We start from the raw sequence: 18,525 nt of genomic DNA on the forward strand, positions 1-18,525 counted from the left end.
AGGTCTGCCATGGGGAAACGGATTTTATTACTTGAGAAAGAAAGAAATCTAGCTCATTTTTTAAGTTTGGAACTCCAAAAAGAGCAATACCGAGTTGATCAGGTTGAGGAGGGGCAAAAAGCCCTCTCCATGGCTCTTCAGACAGACTATGACTTGATTTTATTGAATGCTCAACTGGGGGATATGACAGCCCAGGATTTTGCAGATAAGCTGAGTCGGACTAAGCCAGCCTCAGTGATTATGGTCTTGGACCATCGCGAAGAATTGCAAGATCAGATTGAGACAATCCAACTCTTTGCCGTTTCTTACATCTATAAGCCGGTTATTATTGACAATTTGGTGGCTCGTATTTCAGCGATTTTCCGAGGTAGGGACTTCATCGACCAACACTGTAGTCAGATGAAGGTTCCAACGTCTTACCGCAATCTGCGTATGGATGTAGAACATCATACCGTTTATCGTGGCGAGGAGATGATTGCTTTGACTCGTCGTGAGTATGATCTCTTGGCTACTCTTATGGGAAGCAAGAAAGTTCTGACTCGTGAGCAGTTGTTGGAAAGTGTCTGGAAGTATGAAAGTGCGACCGAAACAAATATCGTGGATGTCTATATCCGTTATCTACGTAGCAAGCTTGATGTAAAAGGTCAAAAAAGCTACATTAAAACCGTGCGTGGTGTCGGTTACACCATGCAAGAATAGAAAATAGGTTAGGTGAACTCAGTTGTAATCATGCAACTGAGTTTATCAATTTCTTTCTTGAGTCTTTTCCCTAGTTTGCTTAAAAGTTTTATTTTAGCACTGAGCGATTGTGAAGGAAACAATCGCTTTTTTTGTGAAAATATAATAAAATAGATAGGAAAGAATAAACACTTGTATGAAAAAATGAGACGGCTTTTTCGTCTAGCAAAAGGAAAATATGACAAAAAAAGTTGGTGTCGGTCAGGCACATAGTAAGATTATTTTAATAGGGGAGCATGCGGTCGTTTACGGTTATCCGGCCATTTCCTTGCCTCTCTTAGAGGTGGAGGTGACTTGTAAGGTAGTTCCTGCAGAGAGACCTTGGCGCCTCTATGAGGAAGATACCTTGTCTATGGCGGTGTATGCTTCGCTGGAGTATTTGAATATCAAAGAAGCTTGCATTCGATGTGAGATTGACTCGGCTATTCCTGAGAAACGGGGAATGGGTTCGTCAGCAGCTATTAGCATAGCGGCCATTCGTGCGGTTTTTGACTACTATCAAGCTGACCTGCCTCATGATGTACTAGAAATCTTGGTCAATCGGGCTGAGATGATTGCTCATATGAATCCGAGTGGTTTGGATGCTAAGACCTGTCTTAGTGACCAACCTATTCGCTTTATTAAAAACGTTGGATTTACAGAGCTTGAGATGGATTTATCCGCCTATTTGGTGATTGCCGATACCGGTGTTTATGGTCATACTCGTGAAGCCATCCAAGTGGTTCAAAGTAAGGGTAAGGATGCCCTGCCGTTTTTGCATGCCTTGGGAGAATTGACCCAGCAGGCAGAGGATGCGATTTCACGAAAAAATGCTGAAGGGCTGGGACAAATCCTTAGTCAAGCGCATTTACATCTAAAAGAAATTGGTGTCAGTAGCCCTGAGGCAGATTCTCTAGTTGAAACGGCTCTTAGCCATGGTGCTCTGGGGTCCAAGATGAGCGGTGGTGGGCTAGGAGGCTGTATCATAGCCTTGGCAGCCGATTTGACACAAGCTCAAGAACTAGCAGAAAAATTAGAAGAGAAAGGAGCTGTTCAGACATGGATAGAGAGCCTGTAACAGTACGTTCCTATGCAAATATTGCTATTATCAAATATTGGGGAAAGAAAAAAGAAAAAGAGATGGTGCCTGCTACTAGCAGTATCTCTCTGACTTTGGAGAATATGTATACGGAGACGACTTTGTCATCTCTACCGACGGATGCGACAGCTGATGCCTTTTATATCAATGGTCAGCTACAAAATGAGGCAGAGCATGCTAAGATGAGCAAGATTATTGACCGCTACCGTCCAGTTGGAGAAGGATTTGTCCGTATCGATACTCAAAACAATATGCCTACCGCAGCGGGCTTGTCCTCAAGTTCTAGTGGTTTGTCCGCCCTGGTCAAGGCTTGTAATGCTTATTTCAATCTTGGACTGGATAGAAGTCAGTTAGCACAGGAGGCTAAATTTGCCTCAGGATCTTCTTCTCGGAGTTTTTATGGACCACTAGGTGCCTGGGATAAGGATAGCGGAGAAATTTATCCTGTAGAGACAAACTTGAAACTAGCTATGATTATGTTGGTGCTGGAGGACAAGAAAAAACCAATCTCTAGCCGTGATGGGATGAAACTTTGTGTGGAAACTTCGACTACTTTTGACGACTGGGTGCGTCAGTCTGAGAAAGACTATCAGGATATGCTGGTTTATCTCAAGGAAAATGACTTTGCCAAGGTTGGGGAATTGACTGAGAAAAATGCCCTGGCTATGCACGCTACGACCAAAACAGCATCACCAGCCTTTTCTTATTTGACTGATGCGACTTATGAAGCCATGGACTTTGTCCGCCAGCTTCGTCAGCAAGGAGAAGCCTGCTACTTTACCATGGATGCTGGTCCCAATGTCAAGGTCCTCTGTCAGGAGAAAGACTTGGAGCATTTGTCAGAAATTTTCGGTCAACATTATCGCTTGATTGTGTCAAAAACAAAGGATTTGAGCCAAGATGATTGCTGTTAAAACTTGCGGAAAACTCTATTGGGCAGGCGAATATGCTATTTTAGAACCAGGGCAGTTAGCCTTGATAAAGGCTATTCCCATCTATATGAAGGGCGAGATTATTTTTTCTGATAGTTACCGTATCTATTCGGATATGTTTGATTTCGCAGTGGATTTGACGCCAAATCCTGACTATAGCTTGATTCAAGAAACGATTGCTTTAGTGCAAGATTTCCTCGTTTATCGTGGGCAGACCTTGCGACCTTTTTCTCTAGAAATCAGTGGAAAAATGGAACGAGAAGGGAAAAAGTTTGGTCTGGGTTCTAGCGGTAGCGTCGTTGTTTTGGTCATCAAGGCTCTGCTAGCTCTGTATAAGCTTTCGGTTGATCAGGATCTCTTGTTCAAGCTGGCCAGTGCTGTCTTGCTCAAGCGCGGAGACAATGGTTCTATGGGGGATATTGCCTGTATTGTGGCAGAGGAATTGGTTCTTTACCAGTCATTTGATCGCCAGCAGGTAGCTGCTTGGTTGAAAGAAGAAAACTTGGCGACAGTTCTGGAGCGTGATTGGGGCTTTTCTATCTCACAAGTGAAACCAACTCTAGAATGCGATTTCCTAGTGGGATGGACCAAGGAAGTGGCTGTATCGAGTCACATGGTCCAGCAAATCAAGCAAAATATCAATCAGAATTTTTTAAGTTCCTCAAAAGAAACTGTAGTTTCTTTGGTAGAAGCCTTGGAGCAGGGGGAAACCGAAAAAGTGATCGAGCAAGTAGAAGTAGCCAGTAAGCTCTTAGAAAGCTTGAGCGCAGATATTTACACGCCTTCGCTCAGACAGTTGAAAGAAGCTAGTCAAGATTTGCAGGCTGTTGTCAAGAGTAGTGGCGCTGGTGGTGGTGACTGTGGCATTGCCTTGAGTTTTGATGCGCAATCAACTGAAACGCTAAAAAACCGTTGGGCCGATCTGGGGATTGAGCTCTTATACCAAGAAAGGATAGGACATGACGACAAATCGTAAGGACGAGCATATCCGCTATGCCCTTGAGCAGAAAAGTTCCTATAATAGCTTTGATGAGGTGGAGTTGATTCATTCTTCCTTGCCTCTTTACGACCTAGATGAAATTGATCTTTCAACAGAATTTGCTGGTCAAAAGTGGGACTTTCCTTTTTATATCAATGCCATGACGGGTGGAAGTGATAAGGGGAGAGAAATCAATCAAAAGCTGGCTCAAGTAGCGGAAGTCTGTGGAATTTTATTTGTAACGGGTTCTTATAGCGCAGCCCTCAAAAATCCAACGGATGATTCTTTTTCTGTTAGGTCTAGTCATCCCAATCTCCTCCTTGGAACCAATATTGGATTGGACAAGCCTGTTGAGTTGGGACTTCGGACTATAGAAGAGATGAATCCTCTTCTCTTGCAAGTGCATGTCAATGTTATGCAGGAATTGCTCATGCCTGAAGGAGAACGAAAGTTCAGAAGCTGGCAATCGCATCTAGCAGATTATAGCAAGCAAATCCCCGTTCCAATCATTTTGAAGGAAGTGGGTTTTGGAATGGATGTCAAGACCATCGAAAGAGCCTATGAACTGGGTGTTCGAACTGTTGACCTATCAGGTCGTGGTGGCACCAGCTTTGCTTATATCGAAAACCGTCGTAGTGGTCAACGTGATTACCTCAATCAATGGGGCCAGTCCACCATGCAAGCCCTTCTCAATGCCCAAGACTGGAAAGACAAGGTCGAACTCTTGGTTAGTGGAGGGGTTCGAAATCCTCTGGATATGATTAAGTGCCTAGTCTTTGGTGCCAAAGCCGTGGGACTGTCTCGAACAGTTCTGGAATTGGTTGAAACCTACTCAGTTGAAGAAGTGATTGGCATTGTCCAAGGCTGGAAAGAAGATCTGCGCTTGATCATGTGTGCCCTTAATTGTGTCACCATAGCAGATTTGCAAAAAGTAGACTATCTTCTCTATGGAAAATTAAAAGAAGCAAATGATCAGATGAAAAAGGCGTAACCACCGCCTTTTTTCCATCTTCAGACTGAGGTGACTTTTTTGAATTGTGATAAAATAGAAGGGAGAGGATGAACCTATGAGAAAATTTAAAGTCTTTTTATTTATCGAAGCCTGTCTTTTGACAGGAGCTCTGATTTTGATGGTATCAGAGCATTTTTCGCGTTTTCTGCTGATTCTATTCTTCTTTTTGCTTTTGATTCGCTATTACACTGGTAAAGAAGGCAATAATCTTCTCTTAGTAGTGGCAACCATTCTCTTCTTTTTCATCGTCATGCTCAATCCTTTTGTGATATTAGCTATTTTTGTTGCGGTCATCTATAGCCTCTTTCTTCTTTATCCGATGATGAACCAGGAAAAAGAGCAGACAAATTTGGTTTTTGAAGAGGTGGTGACGGTTAAGAAGGAGAAAAATCGTTGGTTTGGAAATCTTCATCATTTTTCAAGCTACCAGACTTGCCAGTTTGATGATATCAATCTCTTTCGTCTCATGGGTAAGGACACTATTCATCTGGAGAGGGTCATTCTAACCAATCATGACAATGTCATTATCCTCAGAAAGATGATAGGCACGACTAAAATCATTGTGCCTGTTGATGTGGAAGTCAGTCTCAGTGTTAACTGTCTCTATGGGGATTTGACTTTTTTCAATCAGCCCAAGCGAGCCCTCCGCAATGAACACTATCATCAGGAAACGAGAGATTATCTCAAGAGTAACAAGAGCGTCAAGATTCTCTTGACCACTATGATTGGGGATGTTGAGGTGGTCAGAGGATGAAAAAACAAGCTTATGTAATCATTGCCATCACCTCTGTCCTCTTTGTCTTATTTTTCTCCCACAGCTTGTTGGAAATCCTTGATTTTGACTGGTCAATTTTCTTGCACGATGTTGAAAAAACAGAAAAATTTGTCTTTTTGTTATTGGTATTTAGCATGTCCATGACCTTTCTCTTGGCCCTGTTTTGGCGAGGTGTCGAAGAGCTTTCTTTACGAAAAATGCAGGCCAATCTCAAGCGTTTGTTGGTAGGGAAAGAAGTGGTTCAGGTTGCTGATCCAGACTTAGATGCCAGTTTCAAGTCCTTGTCAGGCAAACTTAACCTCTTAACAGAAGCACTTCAAAAGGCTGAGAATTACAGTCTTGCTCAGGAAGAGGAAATCATCGAGAAAGAACGAAAGCGGATTGCTCGGGATTTGCACGATACAGTCAGTCAGGAGTTGTTTGCGGCTCACATGATTTTGTCAGGTGTCAGTCAGCAGGCTTTGAAACTGGATAGAGAAAAGATGCAGATCCAGTTGCAAAGTGTCACAGCCATTTTAGAAACAGCTCAGAAGGATTTGCGGGTCTTGCTCCTGCATTTGCGCCCAGTTGAATTGGAACAAAAGAGCTTGATAGAAGGGATTCAAATTCTTCTAAAAGAGCTTGAGGACAAGAGTGATCTCAAGGTTAGTCTTAAGCAAAATGTAACGAAATTACCTAAGAAGATTGAGGAGCATATTTTCCGAATCTTGCAGGAGTTGATTAGCAATACCCTTCGCCATGCCCAGGCCTCTTGTTTGGATGTCTATCTCTATCAGACGGATCTTGAATTGCAACTGAAGGTGGTGGACAATGGGATTGGTTTCCAGTTAGGGAGCTTCGATGACTTGAGTTATGGACTCCGCAATATCAAGGAGCGGGTCGAAGATATGGCAGGGACGGTTCAGTTATTAACAGCTCCCAAGCAAGGATTAGCAGTTGATATCCGTATTCCCTTGCTAGATAAGGAATGATAAAGGAGTAAAGATGAGAATTTTACTAGTAGATGACCATGAAATGGTCCGATTGGGCTTGAAAAGCTACTTTGACCTCCAAGACGATGTAGAAGTTGTGGGTGAGGCGGCAAACGGGTTTCAAGGTATTGACTTGGCCTTGGAACTGCGTCCAGATGTCATTGTCATGGATATCGTCATGCCTGAGATGAATGGGATTGACGCGACTTTGACCATCCTAAAAGAATGGCCTGAAGCCAAGATTTTGATTGTCACCTCTTACTTGGACAATGAAAAAATCATGCCAGTTTTGAATGCAGGTGCTAAAGGTTATATGCTCAAGACTTCTAGTGCAGACGAACTGCTCCATGCAGTTCGTAAGGTGGCTGATGGGGAGCTGGCTATTGAACAAGAGGTCAGCAAAAAGGTCGAATACCACCGCAATCATATGGAACTTCATGAGGACTTGACTGCGCGTGAGCGAGATGTTCTCCAACTGATTGCTAAGGGTTACGAAAATCAGCGCATCGCAGATGAACTTTTTATCTCTCTCAAGACGGTCAAGACCCACGTGTCCAACATTCTTGCCAAACTTGAGGTTAGCGATCGCACCCAGGCGGCGGTCTATGCCTTTCAGCACCATTTGGTGGGGCATGAGGAGTTTTAATAGTTATATAAAATAATGTTGGATAAATGGTTGAACTTAGTATCAAAGAAGCGAGTAAGTACCTCTAGCGTGATTGAAAAGCGCATTCATTACTTGAAAAAAGTCGCTCGTTTATGTTATAATAGACTGTATTTAAAAAATTTTAAGGAGAAATGACAGAATGTCTGTATCATTTGAAAACAAAGAAACAAACCGTGGTGTCTTGGCTTTCACTATCTCTCAAGACCAAATCAAACCAGAATTGGACCGTGTCTTCAACTCAGTGAAGAAATCTCTTAATGTTCCAGGTTTCCGTAAAGGTCACCTTCCACGCCCTATCTTCGACAAAAAATTTGGTGAAGAGTCACTTTACCAAGACGTTATGAACGCTCTTTTGCCAAATGCTTATGAAGCAGCTGTAAAAGAAGCTGGCCTTGAAGTGGTTGCTCAACCAAAAATTGACGTAACTTCAATGGAAAAAGGTCAAGACTGGGTTATCACTGCTGAAGTTGTTACAAAACCTGAAGTAAAATTGGGTGACTACAAAAACCTTGAAGTATCAGTTGATGTAGAAAAAGAAGTAACTGACGCTGACGTTGAAGAGCGTATCGAACGCGAACGCAACAACTTGGCTGAATTGGTTATCAAAGAAGCTGCTGCTGCAAACGGCGACACTGTTGTTATCGACTTCGTTGGTTCTATCGACGGTGTTGAATTTGACGGTGGAAAAGGTGAAAACTTCTCACTTGGACTTGGTTCAGGTCAATTCATCCCTGGTTTTGAAGACCAATTGGTAGGTCACTCAGCTGGTGAAACTGTTGATGTCGTTGTAACATTCCCAGAAGACTACCAAGCAGAAGACCTTGCAGGTAAAGAAGCTAAATTCGTAACAACTATCCACGAAGTAAAAGCTAAAGAAGTTCCAGCTCTTGACGACGAACTTGCAAAAGACATTGACGAAGAAGTTGAAACACTTGCTGAATTGAAAGAAAAATACCGCAAGGAATTGGCTGCTGCTAAAGAAGAAGCTTACAAAGATGCAGTTGAAGGTGCAGCAATTGATAAAGCTGTAGAAAACGCTGAAATCGTAGAACTTCCAGAAGAAATGATCCATGAAGAAGTTCACCGTTCAGTAAACGAATTCCTTGGAAACTTGCAACGCCAAGGTATCAACCCTGACATGTACTTCCAAATCACTGGAACTACTCAAGAAGACCTTCACAATCAATACCAAGCAGAAGCTGAGTCACGTACTAAGACTAACCTTGTTATTGAAGCAGTTGCCAAAGCTGAAGGATTTGATGCTTCAGAAGAAGAAATCCAAAAAGAAATCGAGCAATTGGCTACAGACTACAACATGGAAGTTGCACAAGTACAAAGCTTGCTTTCAGCTGATATGTTGAAACACGATATCACAATCAAAAAAGCTGTTGAGTTGATTACAAGCACAGCAACAGTTAAATAATCTCATACTCTTCGAAAATCTCTTCAAACCACGTCAGCGTCGCCTTACCGTACTCAAGTACAGCTTGCGGCTAGCTTCCTAGTTTGCTCTTTGATTTTCATTGAGTATTAATAAACAAAAATCCCACCTGAATTGGTGGGTTTTCTTGTGCACTATTTTCCAAAAATCTCTTTGAGGTCTGCGTCTGTAATTCCAATCATGGCTGGGATGCTGTCCCAGTTTTCTTCTGTCAGGATGTAGGATTGTCCAGAGGTACTTGATGTTACTGTTTCAGAGACAGCTGGTTGCTTTTCTTCAACATTCTCCAATAAATCACTGAAGCGTTCAATCAGATAGGTTTTTCGGGCAGTTCCGATATGTTGGGTAGCATAATCAAAGGCCTGTAATTCGCCTAGTAAGATAAGCTTGCTTTTGGCGCGTGTAATGGCTGTATAGATGAGATTGCGCTCCAGCATACGCCTACTAGCACTGGTGATAGGTAGGATAACAACAGGGAACTCACTTCCCTGGGACTTATGGATACTCATGGCATAGGCCAGGCGAATCTTGTACCATTCGTTACGTGGGTAAGAGGCCTCGTTGCCATCAAAATCAATGACAATCTCATCTTGTTTCGACTCGGTGTATTTACCAGGAATCAGGTCTGTGATGGCTCCTAAATCTCCATTAAAGACATTGATTTCAGCATCGTTGACCAAATGAATGACCTTGTCACCCTTACGATAGTGGCACTGGGGAGCTTCAAAACTAAGTTGGTCTTTTTGTGGTGGATTGAGCAGGTCTTGCATGAGCTGGTTGATGGCATCAATTCCTGCAGTCCCTCGGTACATGGGAGCCAGAACTTGGATATCACGGGCAGGAATGCCACTTCTGAGGGCAGCGCCTAAGATCTTTTCAATGGTAGCAGGAATATGGCCACTAGCAATTTCAAAGTAGGAACGGTCTGCTTTTTTCTGGGTGAAATCAGCTGGAAAGATACCCTGTCGAATCTGACTAGCTAGGGTGACGATGGTTGATTCTTCGTTTTGTCGATAAATTTTTTCCAAGCGAGTCTGAGGAATCAAAGGAATATGAAGCAGATCCGCTAGAACCTGTCCAGGACTGACAGAAGGCAACTGGTCGCTGTCGCCTACGATGAGGATTTTACTGTTAGAAGAGATGTTGGAGAAGAGTTGATTGGCCAGCCAAGTATCCACCATAGAAAATTCATCCACGATGATAAAGTCAGCATCCAGATAATCTTCCAGATGACTAGTATCATCGTCACCTGTCATTCCTAAGTGGCGATGTATGGTCGCGCTAGGCAAACCTGTCAATTCATTCATGCGTCGAGCGGCTCGTCCAGTTGGAGCAGCAAGAAGAATAGGCAAATTGCTTTTTTTCCTGAGGTCAAGCCCTTCTAAAAGGGCATAAACAGCGATAATCCCATTGATAACCGTTGTCTTACCAGTACCAGGTCCACCTGTTAGGATAAAGACTTTATTCTGGATAGCATCGCAGATAGCTTGTTTTTGAATGCTATCATAGTGGATTCCCAGATCTTCCTCGACAGTAGTGATATGTTTTTGAATGGTTTCCATATCTGGGCTCTTTTGTTCTCTTTTTTCAAGGATACGAACCAAGTGACTGCGGATGCCTTCCTCAGCGAAAAAGAGGCTGTTGTCAAAAATCTTGGTATCAATCTGCTGAACCTTGTCTTCTTCGATCAGGTAGGAGAGCTCTTGGGCCACTTGGCTGGGATCCAGTTCAACGGGGCGGGAAGACTCAAGGAGGGTAAGGGTTTGTTCTAGTAAATCCCGTGCTTCAACATAGGTATCCCCTGTTTCCATACAGGCCTGAAAAAGACTGTGAACTAGACCGGCGCGGAAGCGTTCAGGAGCCTGACTTTCGATGCCTAGTTCCTCTGCTAATTGGTCAGCAATGGTAAATCCCAAGCCCTTGATATCCTCAACCAGCTGGTAGGGATAATTTTCAACCACATCAAGGGTTTCTTCCTTGTAAAAGTCTTGAATCTGAAAGGCTAATTTATTGGGAATACCGTAGTTAGCAAGTTTGGCCAAAACCATCTCGGTTCCGTAGTTGAGACGGAGGGTGGAGACGAAAGCCTCGCGATTTTTGGCAGAGAGTCCTGCGATGCCTTCTAACTTTTCTGGGTGTTGCAGAATTTCGTCAATGGTATTTTCGCCATAGGTATCCACAATTTTCTGAGCAGTCTTGAGACCAATCCCCTTGAAATGGCTACTTGAAAAGTACTTAACCAAGCCCTTGCTAGTTGGTTTTGCGCGTTCATATCGGCTGATTTGCAGTTGCTTCCCATACTTGGAGTGCTGGACAATTTGTCCCCAAAAAGTATAGTCTTCTCCCTCAATCACATCAGCCATGGTGCCCGTGACAATGATTTCAAAATCATCAAAATCCTCTGCGTCTGTATCGTCGATTTCTAGGAGAAGGATGCGATAAAAATTGCTGGGATTTTCAAAAATAATCCGTTCAATGGTTCCTGAAAAATAAACTTCCATAAAATTCCTTTGCATGAATAGGTGAGAGTTGGGGGATATTATAGTCAATAAATAATCATCTTCTCACGATAGAAGAAGAGGCTGAGATTGGTGATTCTCGGCCTCTTAGGTCTCTTAAAATGTTCCGATACGGGTGATTGGCCAGAAGCGGAATTTAGCTTCCCCTGTGATATCTTTTGCTTTAAAAGTACCTACGTGGCGACTGTCACTTGAAACCAAGCGGTCATCTCCGAGGAGAAGGTATTCTCCTTCTGGGACGGTAAAGCTAAAGTTGGTATTGTAGTTGACATCAACTGTGAAGGCTTGGGCTTTCTCAGCAATACTTCTAAAGAAGGTTCCTTTATTTCCTTCAAAGCCCTTGCCTGAGTAGGTGCTTTGGAGTTTGTCATCCTTGAAGCGTTTGATATAGTCAGCTAGATAAGGTTCATCTGTCTCTTTGTCATTGATGTAAAGTTTATCATTTTCGTAACGGATGGTATCGCCAGGCATTCCGATGACACGTTTGACAATGTCCTTATTGCCATCTTCCTCATGGGCAACCACGATATCAAATCGGTCAATAGGTAGGTGTTTGACAACAAAGAGGATTTCGCCATCCGCTAGGGTAGGATCCATGGAATGCCCTTCTACGCGGACATTGCTCCAAAAAAAGATACGACTTAAAGCTAGTAATGACAGAATTAGGAGGAACAATCCCCACTCTTTTAAGAAATTTTTAAATGAATTCATAACTTACCTTTCTAAGCGTTTTTTCGCTTTTTCAGTATTTTTAAAGTGCAGTTTGGCGCAGAAGTTGAGTCCCTGCATACCATAGGCTTGTAAAATCTGGCTAGCCACCTTGTCAGAAGCCGTTCCAGCTCCACTTGGAAGTTGATAGCCCAGCTCTCGTCCAAGATTTTCAAGATTTTCTAGAAAGAGGTCACGCGCCATGACAGAAGAAACTGCGACAGCCAAGTATTTGCCCTCAGCCTTTTCTTCTAAGCTGATAGGATTGCTGAAACGATTGGCCTCTTGTGCCAAGTACTTGTCATAATTTTTAGCACTGGTAAAGGCATCAATCACAATTTTCTCAGGCTGAATGCCTTTTTGAAGGAGGAGATAGATAGCCTGATTATGGAGGGCTACCTTAACAGAAACAGCATTGTAGCGGTCTCCGATGACCTCGTTGTACTTGCTTGGTGAGAGAAGCAGTGCCTGGTGCTGGATTTTTTCTTTGAGGATAGGGGCAATCTGACGGATCTTTTGATCAGTCAGAGTTTTGGAATCCCCCACACCGAGTTTTCGCAAGAAGGCATGCTGGTCAGGTGTGACAAAGGAAGCCACAACTGCAAGCCCACCAAAGTAGGAACCATTTCCTACTTCATCTGTCCCAATTAAAGGGAAATTTTGCCCCCTGTTTTCCTCTAGAACCTGATAGCCAAAGAAACTAGCATATTTTTCAGCCTTTTCACCCTGAAGCAAGACCTTTCCAGAAGTATAGATAGAAGCCGTTGCTTGAGGCAGTCTCAAAAAGTAGCGGATATAGGGATTCTTGCTGGGAGCCAGACTGGTTTGATAGTGTTCAAGAAAAGCCTGAATCTCCTTTTCACTTGGTGTGAGTGTTATACTTGCCATAGTTTCTATTGTACCATAAAAGCAGGCAAATTTGTAAAAACTGACAAAATTAGCGAATTTTGGTATAATATCGTGAGGTGAATTTTATGGCAAATCTAAATCGATTCAAATTTACATTCGGGAAAAAATCATTAACCTTGACAAGCGAGCATGATAATCTCTTTATGGAGGAAATCGCCAAGGTTGCGACAGAAAAATACCAAGCAATTAAAGAACAAATGCCTAGTGCAGACGATGAAACGATCGCTCTTTTGTTGGCAGTCAACTGTTTATCAACTCAGCTCAGCCGTGAGATTGAATTTGATGATAAGGAGCAAGAATTAGAAGAACTCCGTCACAAGCTTGTGACTTGCAAGCAAGAACAGAGCAAGATTGAGGATTCCTTATGATTTCACTCCTTCTTCTATTGGTCTTGGCTTGGGGATTTTATATCGGCTATCGGAGAGGCCTGCTCTTACAGGTTTATTACCTGATTTCAGCCATGGCTTCGGCTTTTGTGGCTGGCCAGTTTTATAAGGGGCTTGGAGAGCAATTTCATTTGCTGGTCCCTTATGCAAATCCGCAGGAAGGTCAGGGAACTTTCTTTTTCCCATCGGATCAACTCTTTCAGTTGGATAAGGTCTTTTACGCAGGGATCGGCTATTTGCTTGTATTTGGGATTGTCTATAGCATCGGTCGTTTGCTTGGTCTCCTCTTACACTTGATTCCTAGTAAAAAACTGGGTGGTAAGTTGTTCCAAGTTTCAGCAGGTATCTTGTCCATGTTGGTGACCTTGTTTGTCTTGCAAATGGCCTTGACCATCTTGGCGACCATTCCCATGGCAGCTATACAAAATCCTCTTGAAAAGAGTATCGTCGCAAAACACATCATCCAGAGCATACCAGTAACAACCAGTTGGCTCAAACAAATCTGGGTGACAAATTTAATCGGATAAAAAGGGCAGGAATTTTCCTAGCCCTTTGTTTACAGATTTGACTCGAATCTATCAGAATGTATAAAGCTAACCCACCTAGACATTCAAAGACAAGGAAATAACGATGAATAAGAAAATATTAGAAACATTAGAGTTCAATAAGGTCAAGGCTTTGTTTGAACCCCATTTGTTGACCGAGCAGGGCTTGGAGCAATTGAGAAAGCTGGCTCCGACTGCCAAAGCAGATAAAATCAAACAGGCTTTTGCTGAGATGAAGGAAATGCAGGATCTCTTTGTCGAGCAACCGCATTTTACTATTCTCTCAACTAAGGAAATTGCAGGAGTCTGCAAGCGGTTGGAGATGGGAGCGGACCTCAATATCGAGGAGTTCCTGCTCTTGAAGCGCGTGCTTCTTTCTAGCAGAGAACTGCAAAGTTTTTATGCCAATCTGGAAAATGTCAGCTTGGAAGAATTAGCCCTTTGGTTTGAGAAACTACACGATTTTCCTCAATTACAAGGAAATCTTCAGGCCTTTAATGATGCAGGTTTCATTGAAAATTTTGCCAGTGAAGAATTGGCGCGAATCCGTCGAAAAATCCATGATAGCGAGAGTCAGGTACGTGATGTTTTGCAAGACTTGCTCAAGCAAAAAGCGCAGATGTTGACGGAAGGGATCGTAGCCAGTAGAAATGGCCGTCAGGTTTTACCAGTCAAAAACACTTATCGTAACAAGATTGCAGGTGTCGTTCATGATATTTCTGCCAGCGGAAACACCGTCTATATCGAACCCCGTGAGGTGGTCAAACTGAGCGAAGAAATCGCTAGTCTGCGAGCAGATGAGCGTTATGAAATGCTTCGCATTCTCCAAGAAATTTCTGAGCGTGTCCGCCCACATGCTGCTGAGATTGCCAATGATGCTTGGATTATCGGTCATCTAGACTTGATTCGTGCCAAGGTCCGCTTTATCCAAGAGAGGCAAGCAGTTGTTCCTCAGCTGTCAGAAAATCAGGAGATTCAACTGCTCCATGTCTGCCATCCTTTGGTCAAAAATGCGGTTGCGAATGATGTCCATTTTGGTCAAGATTTAACAGCCATTGTCATCACAGGTCCAAATACAGGTGGGAAGACCATCATGCTCAAAACTCTGGGCTTGACGCAGGTTATGGCTCAGTCTGGTTTGCCGATTTTAGCAGACAAGGGAAGTCGTGTGGGTATTTTTGAAGAAATCTTTGCCGATATTGGCGATGAGCAGTCTATTGAGCAGAGCTTATCTACCTTCTCTAGCCACATGACCAATATCGTGGATATTCTTGGCAAGGTCAACCAGCATTCACTCTTACTTTTGGATGAGTTGGGGGCTGGTACAGATCCTCAAGAGGGAGCCGCCCTTGCCATGGCTATTCTGGAAGACCTTCGCCTGCGTCAAGTCAAGACCATGGCGACCACCCACTATCCAGAACTCAAGGCCTACGGTATTGAGACAGCCTTTGTGCAAAACGCCAGCATGGAGTTTGATACTGCAACTCTTCGCCCGACCTATCGCTTTATGCAGGGTGTGCCTGGCCGAAGCAATGCCTTCGAAATCGCTAAACGTCTAGGCCTATCTGAAGTTATCGTAGGGGATGCCAGCCAGCAGGTCGATCAGGACAATGATGTCAATCGGATTATTGAGCAACTGGAAGAGCAGACGCTGGAAAGCCGTAAACGCTTGGACAATATCCGTGAGGTGGAGCAAGAAAATCTCAAGATGAATCGTGTTCTCAAAAAACTTTACAACGAACTCAATCGTGAAAAGGAAACCGAGCTTAATAAGGCGCGTGAACAAGCTAGTGAGATTGTAGACATGGCCCTAAGTGAAAGTGACCAGATTCTCAAAAATCTCCACACTAAATCTCAACTCAAACCCCATGAAATCATTGAAGCCAAAGCCAAGCTGAAAAAATTGGCTCCTGAAAAAGTAGACTTGTCCAAAAACAAGGTCCTTCAAAAGGCCAAGAAAAAGCGAGCTCCCAAAGTGGGCGATGATATCGTAGTTCTCAGTTATGGTCAGCGTGGTACCTTGACCAGTCAACTCAAGGACGACCGCTGGGAAGCCCAAGTTGGCTTGATTAAGATGACCTTGGAAGAGAAAGAATTTGACCTTGTTCAAGCCCAGCAAGAAAAGCAAGTCAAGAAGAAACAAGTCAATGTTGTGAAACGAACTTCTGGTCGAGGACCTCAAGCAAGACTGGACCTTCGAGGTAAACGCTATGAAGAAGCCATGAATGAGCTAGATGCCTTTATCGACCAAGCCTTGCTTAACAATATGGCTCAAGTTGATATTATCCATGGTATCGGAACAGGAGTCATCCGTGAAGGAGTCACTAAATACCTACAAAGAAACAAACATGTTAAGAGTTTCGGCTATGCCCCACAAAATGCTGGAGGCAGTGGCGCAACCATTGTGACGTTTAAAGGATAGAAGTATTCCGAGCTTTATACAGTAAAAACTGTTGAATTAAGTTTTACTAATAAACACATTGACAAAAGCCAACATTTTTTGTAAAATAAGAATCAATTAAATACCAACACCGAATGAAGTTTAATAGAAGTGGCGAATCGTTTGATTTTCCATGACTGTAAATGGACGGAACTCTGGAGAGACCGTAAAGGCACCGAAGGGGCAAGGCAGGCAACTGCTCAAACTCTCAGGTAAAAGGACAGAGCTAGGATAGACCGCTTTTTAGTATTTATCTAAGCATTCCAGAGTACATGTATCTTACATGTGCTCTTTCTTTTGGGGTTGAAAAGATAGGAGAAGGAAATGTTAGAATTGCTTAAATCAATCGATGCTTTTGCTTGGGGCCCCCCCCTTTTGATTTTATTGGTCGGGACAGGGATTTACCTAACTGCTCGTCTAGGACTTTTGCAGGTTTTGCGTCTGCCCAAGGCTTTCCAGCTTATTTTTACTAAGGACAAGGGGCATGGGGATGTATCCAGTTTTGCGGCCTTGTGTACAGCCCTAGCAGCGACAGTTGGTACGGGAAATATTATCGGGGTGGCGACAGCTATCAAGGTCGGTGGACCAGGAGCTCTCTTTTGGATGTGGATGGCTGCTTTCTTTGGCATGGCTACCAAGTATGCGGAAGGTTTATTAGCTATTAAATACAGGACTAAAGACGATAACGGTGCTGTTGCAGGAGGTCCCATGCACTATATACTTTTGGGTATGGGAGAAAAGTGGAGACCACTTGCCATCTTTTTTGCTATCGCAGGTGTCTTAGTAGCTTTATTGGGAATCGGAACCTTCACCCAAGTAAACTCGATTACAGAATCTATCCAAAATACAACGACTATTTCGCCAGCTATCACGGCTCTCGTTTTGTCTGTCTTAGTAGCGATTGCCGTTTTTGGCGGACTCAAGTCTATTTCAAAGGTTTCAACTACTGTTGTTCCGTTTATGGCCATCATCTATATTTTGGGAACTCTTACAGTTATTTTCTTTAATATCGGGAAAATTCCTTCTACAATCGCTTTAATCTTGACATCAGCTTTTAGTCCGGTTGCTGCGGTAGGTGGATTTGCCGGTGCTAGCATTCGGATGGCTATCCAAAATGGTGTGGCGCGTGGTGTCTTCTCAAACGAATCTGGTCTGGGTTCTGCTCCCATTGCAGCTGCTGCGGCTAAGACAAATGAACCAGTAGAGCAAGGTTTGATTTCCATGACAGGAACCTTTATTGACACCCTCATTATCTGTACTCTGACTGGTTTGACCATCTTGGTGACTGGTGTTTGGAGTGGCGATTTAAATGGGGTTGCCTTGACTCAGTCAGCCTTCTCAACAGTCTTTTCACACTTTGGACCTGCCCTCTTAACAATCTTCCTTGTGCTCTTTGCCTTTACGACGATTCTAGGTTGGAACTATTACGGGGAACGCTGTTTCGAGTTCCTCTTTGGGGTTCGCTTTATCTGGCTTTACCGTGTGGTCTTTGTGCTCATGGTCTTGTTGGGAGGATTTATCGAGTTGGATCTGGTCTGGATTATTGCTGATATTGTCAACGCTTTGATGGCTCTGCCAAACTTGATTGCCCTCTTAGTTTTATCACCAGTTGTTATTGCTGAGACTAAAAAGTATTTTAATAAATAATGGAATCACACATCGCGTGTGATTTTTTGCTTTCATAAAAAATTTCTATCAGTGTAATTTAAAATATATATTATACACGGTATAGAATCTGTGATAGACTAGATTTCAACAACATGAAAAGAGGTTTTATGATGACAACATTTACCATCCATACAGTCGAATCAGCACCAGCAGAAGTGAAAGAGGTTCTTGAAACAGTACAAAAAGATAACAATGGCTATATTCCCAACCTAATCGGTCTCTTGGCTAATGCACCAACTGCTTTAGAAGCCTACAGAACTGTCGGAGCCATCAATCGTCGCAACAGCCTGACACCCGTTGAGCGTGAAGTGGTGCAGATCACGGCAGCCGTGACAAATGGTTGTGCCTTCTGTGTCGCAGGTCACACAGCCTTTTCAATCAAACAAATCCAGATGAATGATGATCTGCTTCAAGCCCTTCGCAATCGTACTCCAATTGAAACAGATCCTAAATTGGACACCCTAGCTAAGTTTACCTTGGCGGTAATCAATACCAAGGGTCGTGTAGGAGATGAAGCCATGGCTGAGTTTCTAGAAGCTGGCTACACTCAACAAAATGCCTTGGATGTGGTTCTTGGTGTCAGCCTAGCAAGCCTCTGTAACTATGCCAACAACCTAGCTAATACCCCAATTAATCCAGAATTGCAACCTTATGCTTAATTCATATCTGAGTAAAATGAAGTCTGAAATAATCGGACTTCGTTTTTTTATCCCCTCATTTAAGCACTTTTATGCTATACTGAAGCTGACATGATTAT

17 protein-coding genes and 1 riboswitch are annotated in these 18,525 nt (G+C 43.2%); of the genes, 14 read left to right on the forward strand and 3 right to left on the reverse strand.

The genetic code is table 11. The annotated features are described in order from the left end of the window. Window positions 1-9: 9 nt before the first annotated feature. The 9 genes from B7697_RS06220 to tig all read left to right on the forward strand — a co-directional run bounded on the left by B7697_RS06220 (window position 10) and on the right by tig (window position 8,575). On the forward strand, window positions 10-699 hold the full coding sequence (locus B7697_RS06220; RefSeq protein WP_033682289.1) for a response regulator transcription factor: 690 nt from the start codon (window positions 10-12) through the stop codon (window positions 697-699). Between the two features lie 217 nt (window positions 700-916). Beyond that, a complete protein-coding gene (mvk, locus tag B7697_RS06225) occupies window positions 917-1,795 on the forward strand; it encodes a mevalonate kinase (protein WP_084950838.1) in 879 nt (292 codons plus the stop codon). Then, the gene (mvaD, locus tag B7697_RS06230) at window positions 1,777-2,730 is read left to right on the forward strand and encodes a diphosphomevalonate decarboxylase (RefSeq protein ID WP_084950841.1); all 954 of its coding nucleotides are present in this window, start codon (window positions 1,777-1,779) and stop codon (window positions 2,728-2,730) included. The genes mvk and mvaD overlap by 19 nt, the downstream gene beginning before the upstream one ends. Continuing rightward, window positions 2,717-3,724 carry a phosphomevalonate kinase gene (locus B7697_RS06235; protein WP_084950842.1) on the forward strand — a complete coding sequence of 336 codons (1,008 nt, stop codon included), beginning with the start codon at window positions 2,717-2,719 and terminating at the stop codon, window positions 3,722-3,724. The genes mvaD and B7697_RS06235 overlap by 14 nt, the downstream gene beginning before the upstream one ends. Beyond that, entirely contained in the window at window positions 3,708-4,718 is a 1,011-nt protein-coding gene (gene fni, locus B7697_RS06240; protein ID WP_084950844.1) for a type 2 isopentenyl-diphosphate Delta-isomerase, read from the forward strand. Before B7697_RS06235 ends, fni begins: the two co-directional genes overlap by 17 nt. A 76-nt stretch (window positions 4,719-4,794) precedes the next feature. Beyond that, on the forward strand, window positions 4,795-5,493 hold the full coding sequence (gene liaF / locus B7697_RS06245) for a cell wall-active antibiotics response protein LiaF (protein WP_084950846.1): 699 nt from the start codon (window positions 4,795-4,797) through the stop codon (window positions 5,491-5,493). Beyond that, window positions 5,490-6,485, forward strand: a complete 996-nt coding sequence (locus tag B7697_RS06250; protein WP_084950848.1) for an envelope stress sensor histidine kinase LiaS — start codon at window positions 5,490-5,492, stop codon at window positions 6,483-6,485. Before liaF ends, B7697_RS06250 begins: the two co-directional genes overlap by 4 nt. Window positions 6,486-6,498: 13 nt before the next feature. Next, on the forward strand, window positions 6,499-7,131 hold the full coding sequence (locus B7697_RS06255; protein WP_084950851.1) for a response regulator transcription factor: 633 nt from the start codon (window positions 6,499-6,501) through the stop codon (window positions 7,129-7,131). A 160-nt stretch (window positions 7,132-7,291) separates the two neighbouring features. After that, a complete protein-coding gene (tig, locus tag B7697_RS06260) occupies window positions 7,292-8,575 on the forward strand; it encodes a trigger factor (RefSeq protein ID WP_084950853.1) in 1,284 nt (427 codons plus the stop codon). A gap of 152 nt (window positions 8,576-8,727) precedes the next feature. On the opposite strand, the gene recD2 is transcribed toward tig, so the two are convergent. The 3 genes from recD2 to rnhC form a co-directional block, all read right to left on the reverse strand. Continuing rightward, window positions 8,728-11,094: an SF1B family DNA helicase RecD2 gene (gene recD2 / locus B7697_RS06270; protein WP_084950855.1), complete on the reverse strand. Its 2,367-nt coding sequence runs from the start codon at window positions 11,092-11,094 to the stop codon at window positions 8,728-8,730. 114 nt (window positions 11,095-11,208) lie between these two features. Further along, entirely contained in the window at window positions 11,209-11,823 is a 615-nt protein-coding gene (lepB, locus tag B7697_RS06275; RefSeq protein WP_004245100.1) for a signal peptidase I, read from the reverse strand. Window positions 11,824-11,826: 3 nt separating this feature from the next. Then, complete coding sequence (rnhC, locus tag B7697_RS06280) at window positions 11,827-12,708, reverse strand: ribonuclease HIII (protein ID WP_084950857.1); 882 nt, start codon at window positions 12,706-12,708, stop codon at window positions 11,827-11,829. Window positions 12,709-12,794: 86 nt separating this feature from the next. Between rnhC and zapA the strand changes: the two genes are divergently transcribed. The 5 genes from zapA to B7697_RS06305 all read left to right on the forward strand — a co-directional run bounded on the left by zapA (window position 12,795) and on the right by B7697_RS06305 (window position 18,427). Next, complete coding sequence (gene zapA / locus B7697_RS06285; RefSeq protein ID WP_000002019.1) at window positions 12,795-13,097, forward strand: cell division protein ZapA; 303 nt, start codon at window positions 12,795-12,797, stop codon at window positions 13,095-13,097. Continuing rightward, window positions 13,094-13,642, forward strand: a complete 549-nt coding sequence (locus B7697_RS06290; RefSeq protein ID WP_084861639.1) for a CvpA family protein — start codon at window positions 13,094-13,096, stop codon at window positions 13,640-13,642. Before zapA ends, B7697_RS06290 begins: the two co-directional genes overlap by 4 nt. 103 nt (window positions 13,643-13,745) lie before the next feature. Continuing rightward, window positions 13,746-16,082 carry an endonuclease MutS2 gene (locus B7697_RS06295; protein ID WP_084950859.1) on the forward strand — a complete coding sequence of 779 codons (2,337 nt, stop codon included), beginning with the start codon at window positions 13,746-13,748 and terminating at the stop codon, window positions 16,080-16,082. Window positions 16,083-16,245: 163 nt separating this feature from the next. After that, a riboswitch (glycine riboswitch) is annotated at window positions 16,246-16,334 on the forward strand. Window positions 16,335-16,424: 90 nt separating this feature from the next. Next, on the forward strand, window positions 16,425-17,747 hold the full coding sequence (locus tag B7697_RS06300; RefSeq protein WP_084950861.1) for an alanine/glycine:cation symporter family protein: 1,323 nt from the start codon (window positions 16,425-16,427) through the stop codon (window positions 17,745-17,747). Between the two features lie 131 nt (window positions 17,748-17,878). Continuing rightward, window positions 17,879-18,427 (forward strand): carboxymuconolactone decarboxylase family protein, encoded by a 549-nt coding sequence (locus B7697_RS06305; protein WP_084951510.1) that lies wholly within the window; start codon window positions 17,879-17,881, stop codon window positions 18,425-18,427. Window positions 18,428-18,525: the final 98 nt, after the last annotated feature.

Source organism: Streptococcus mitis, from assembly GCF_002096895.1.
GTDB lineage: Bacteria > Bacillota > Bacilli > Lactobacillales > Streptococcaceae > Streptococcus > Streptococcus mitis_AH.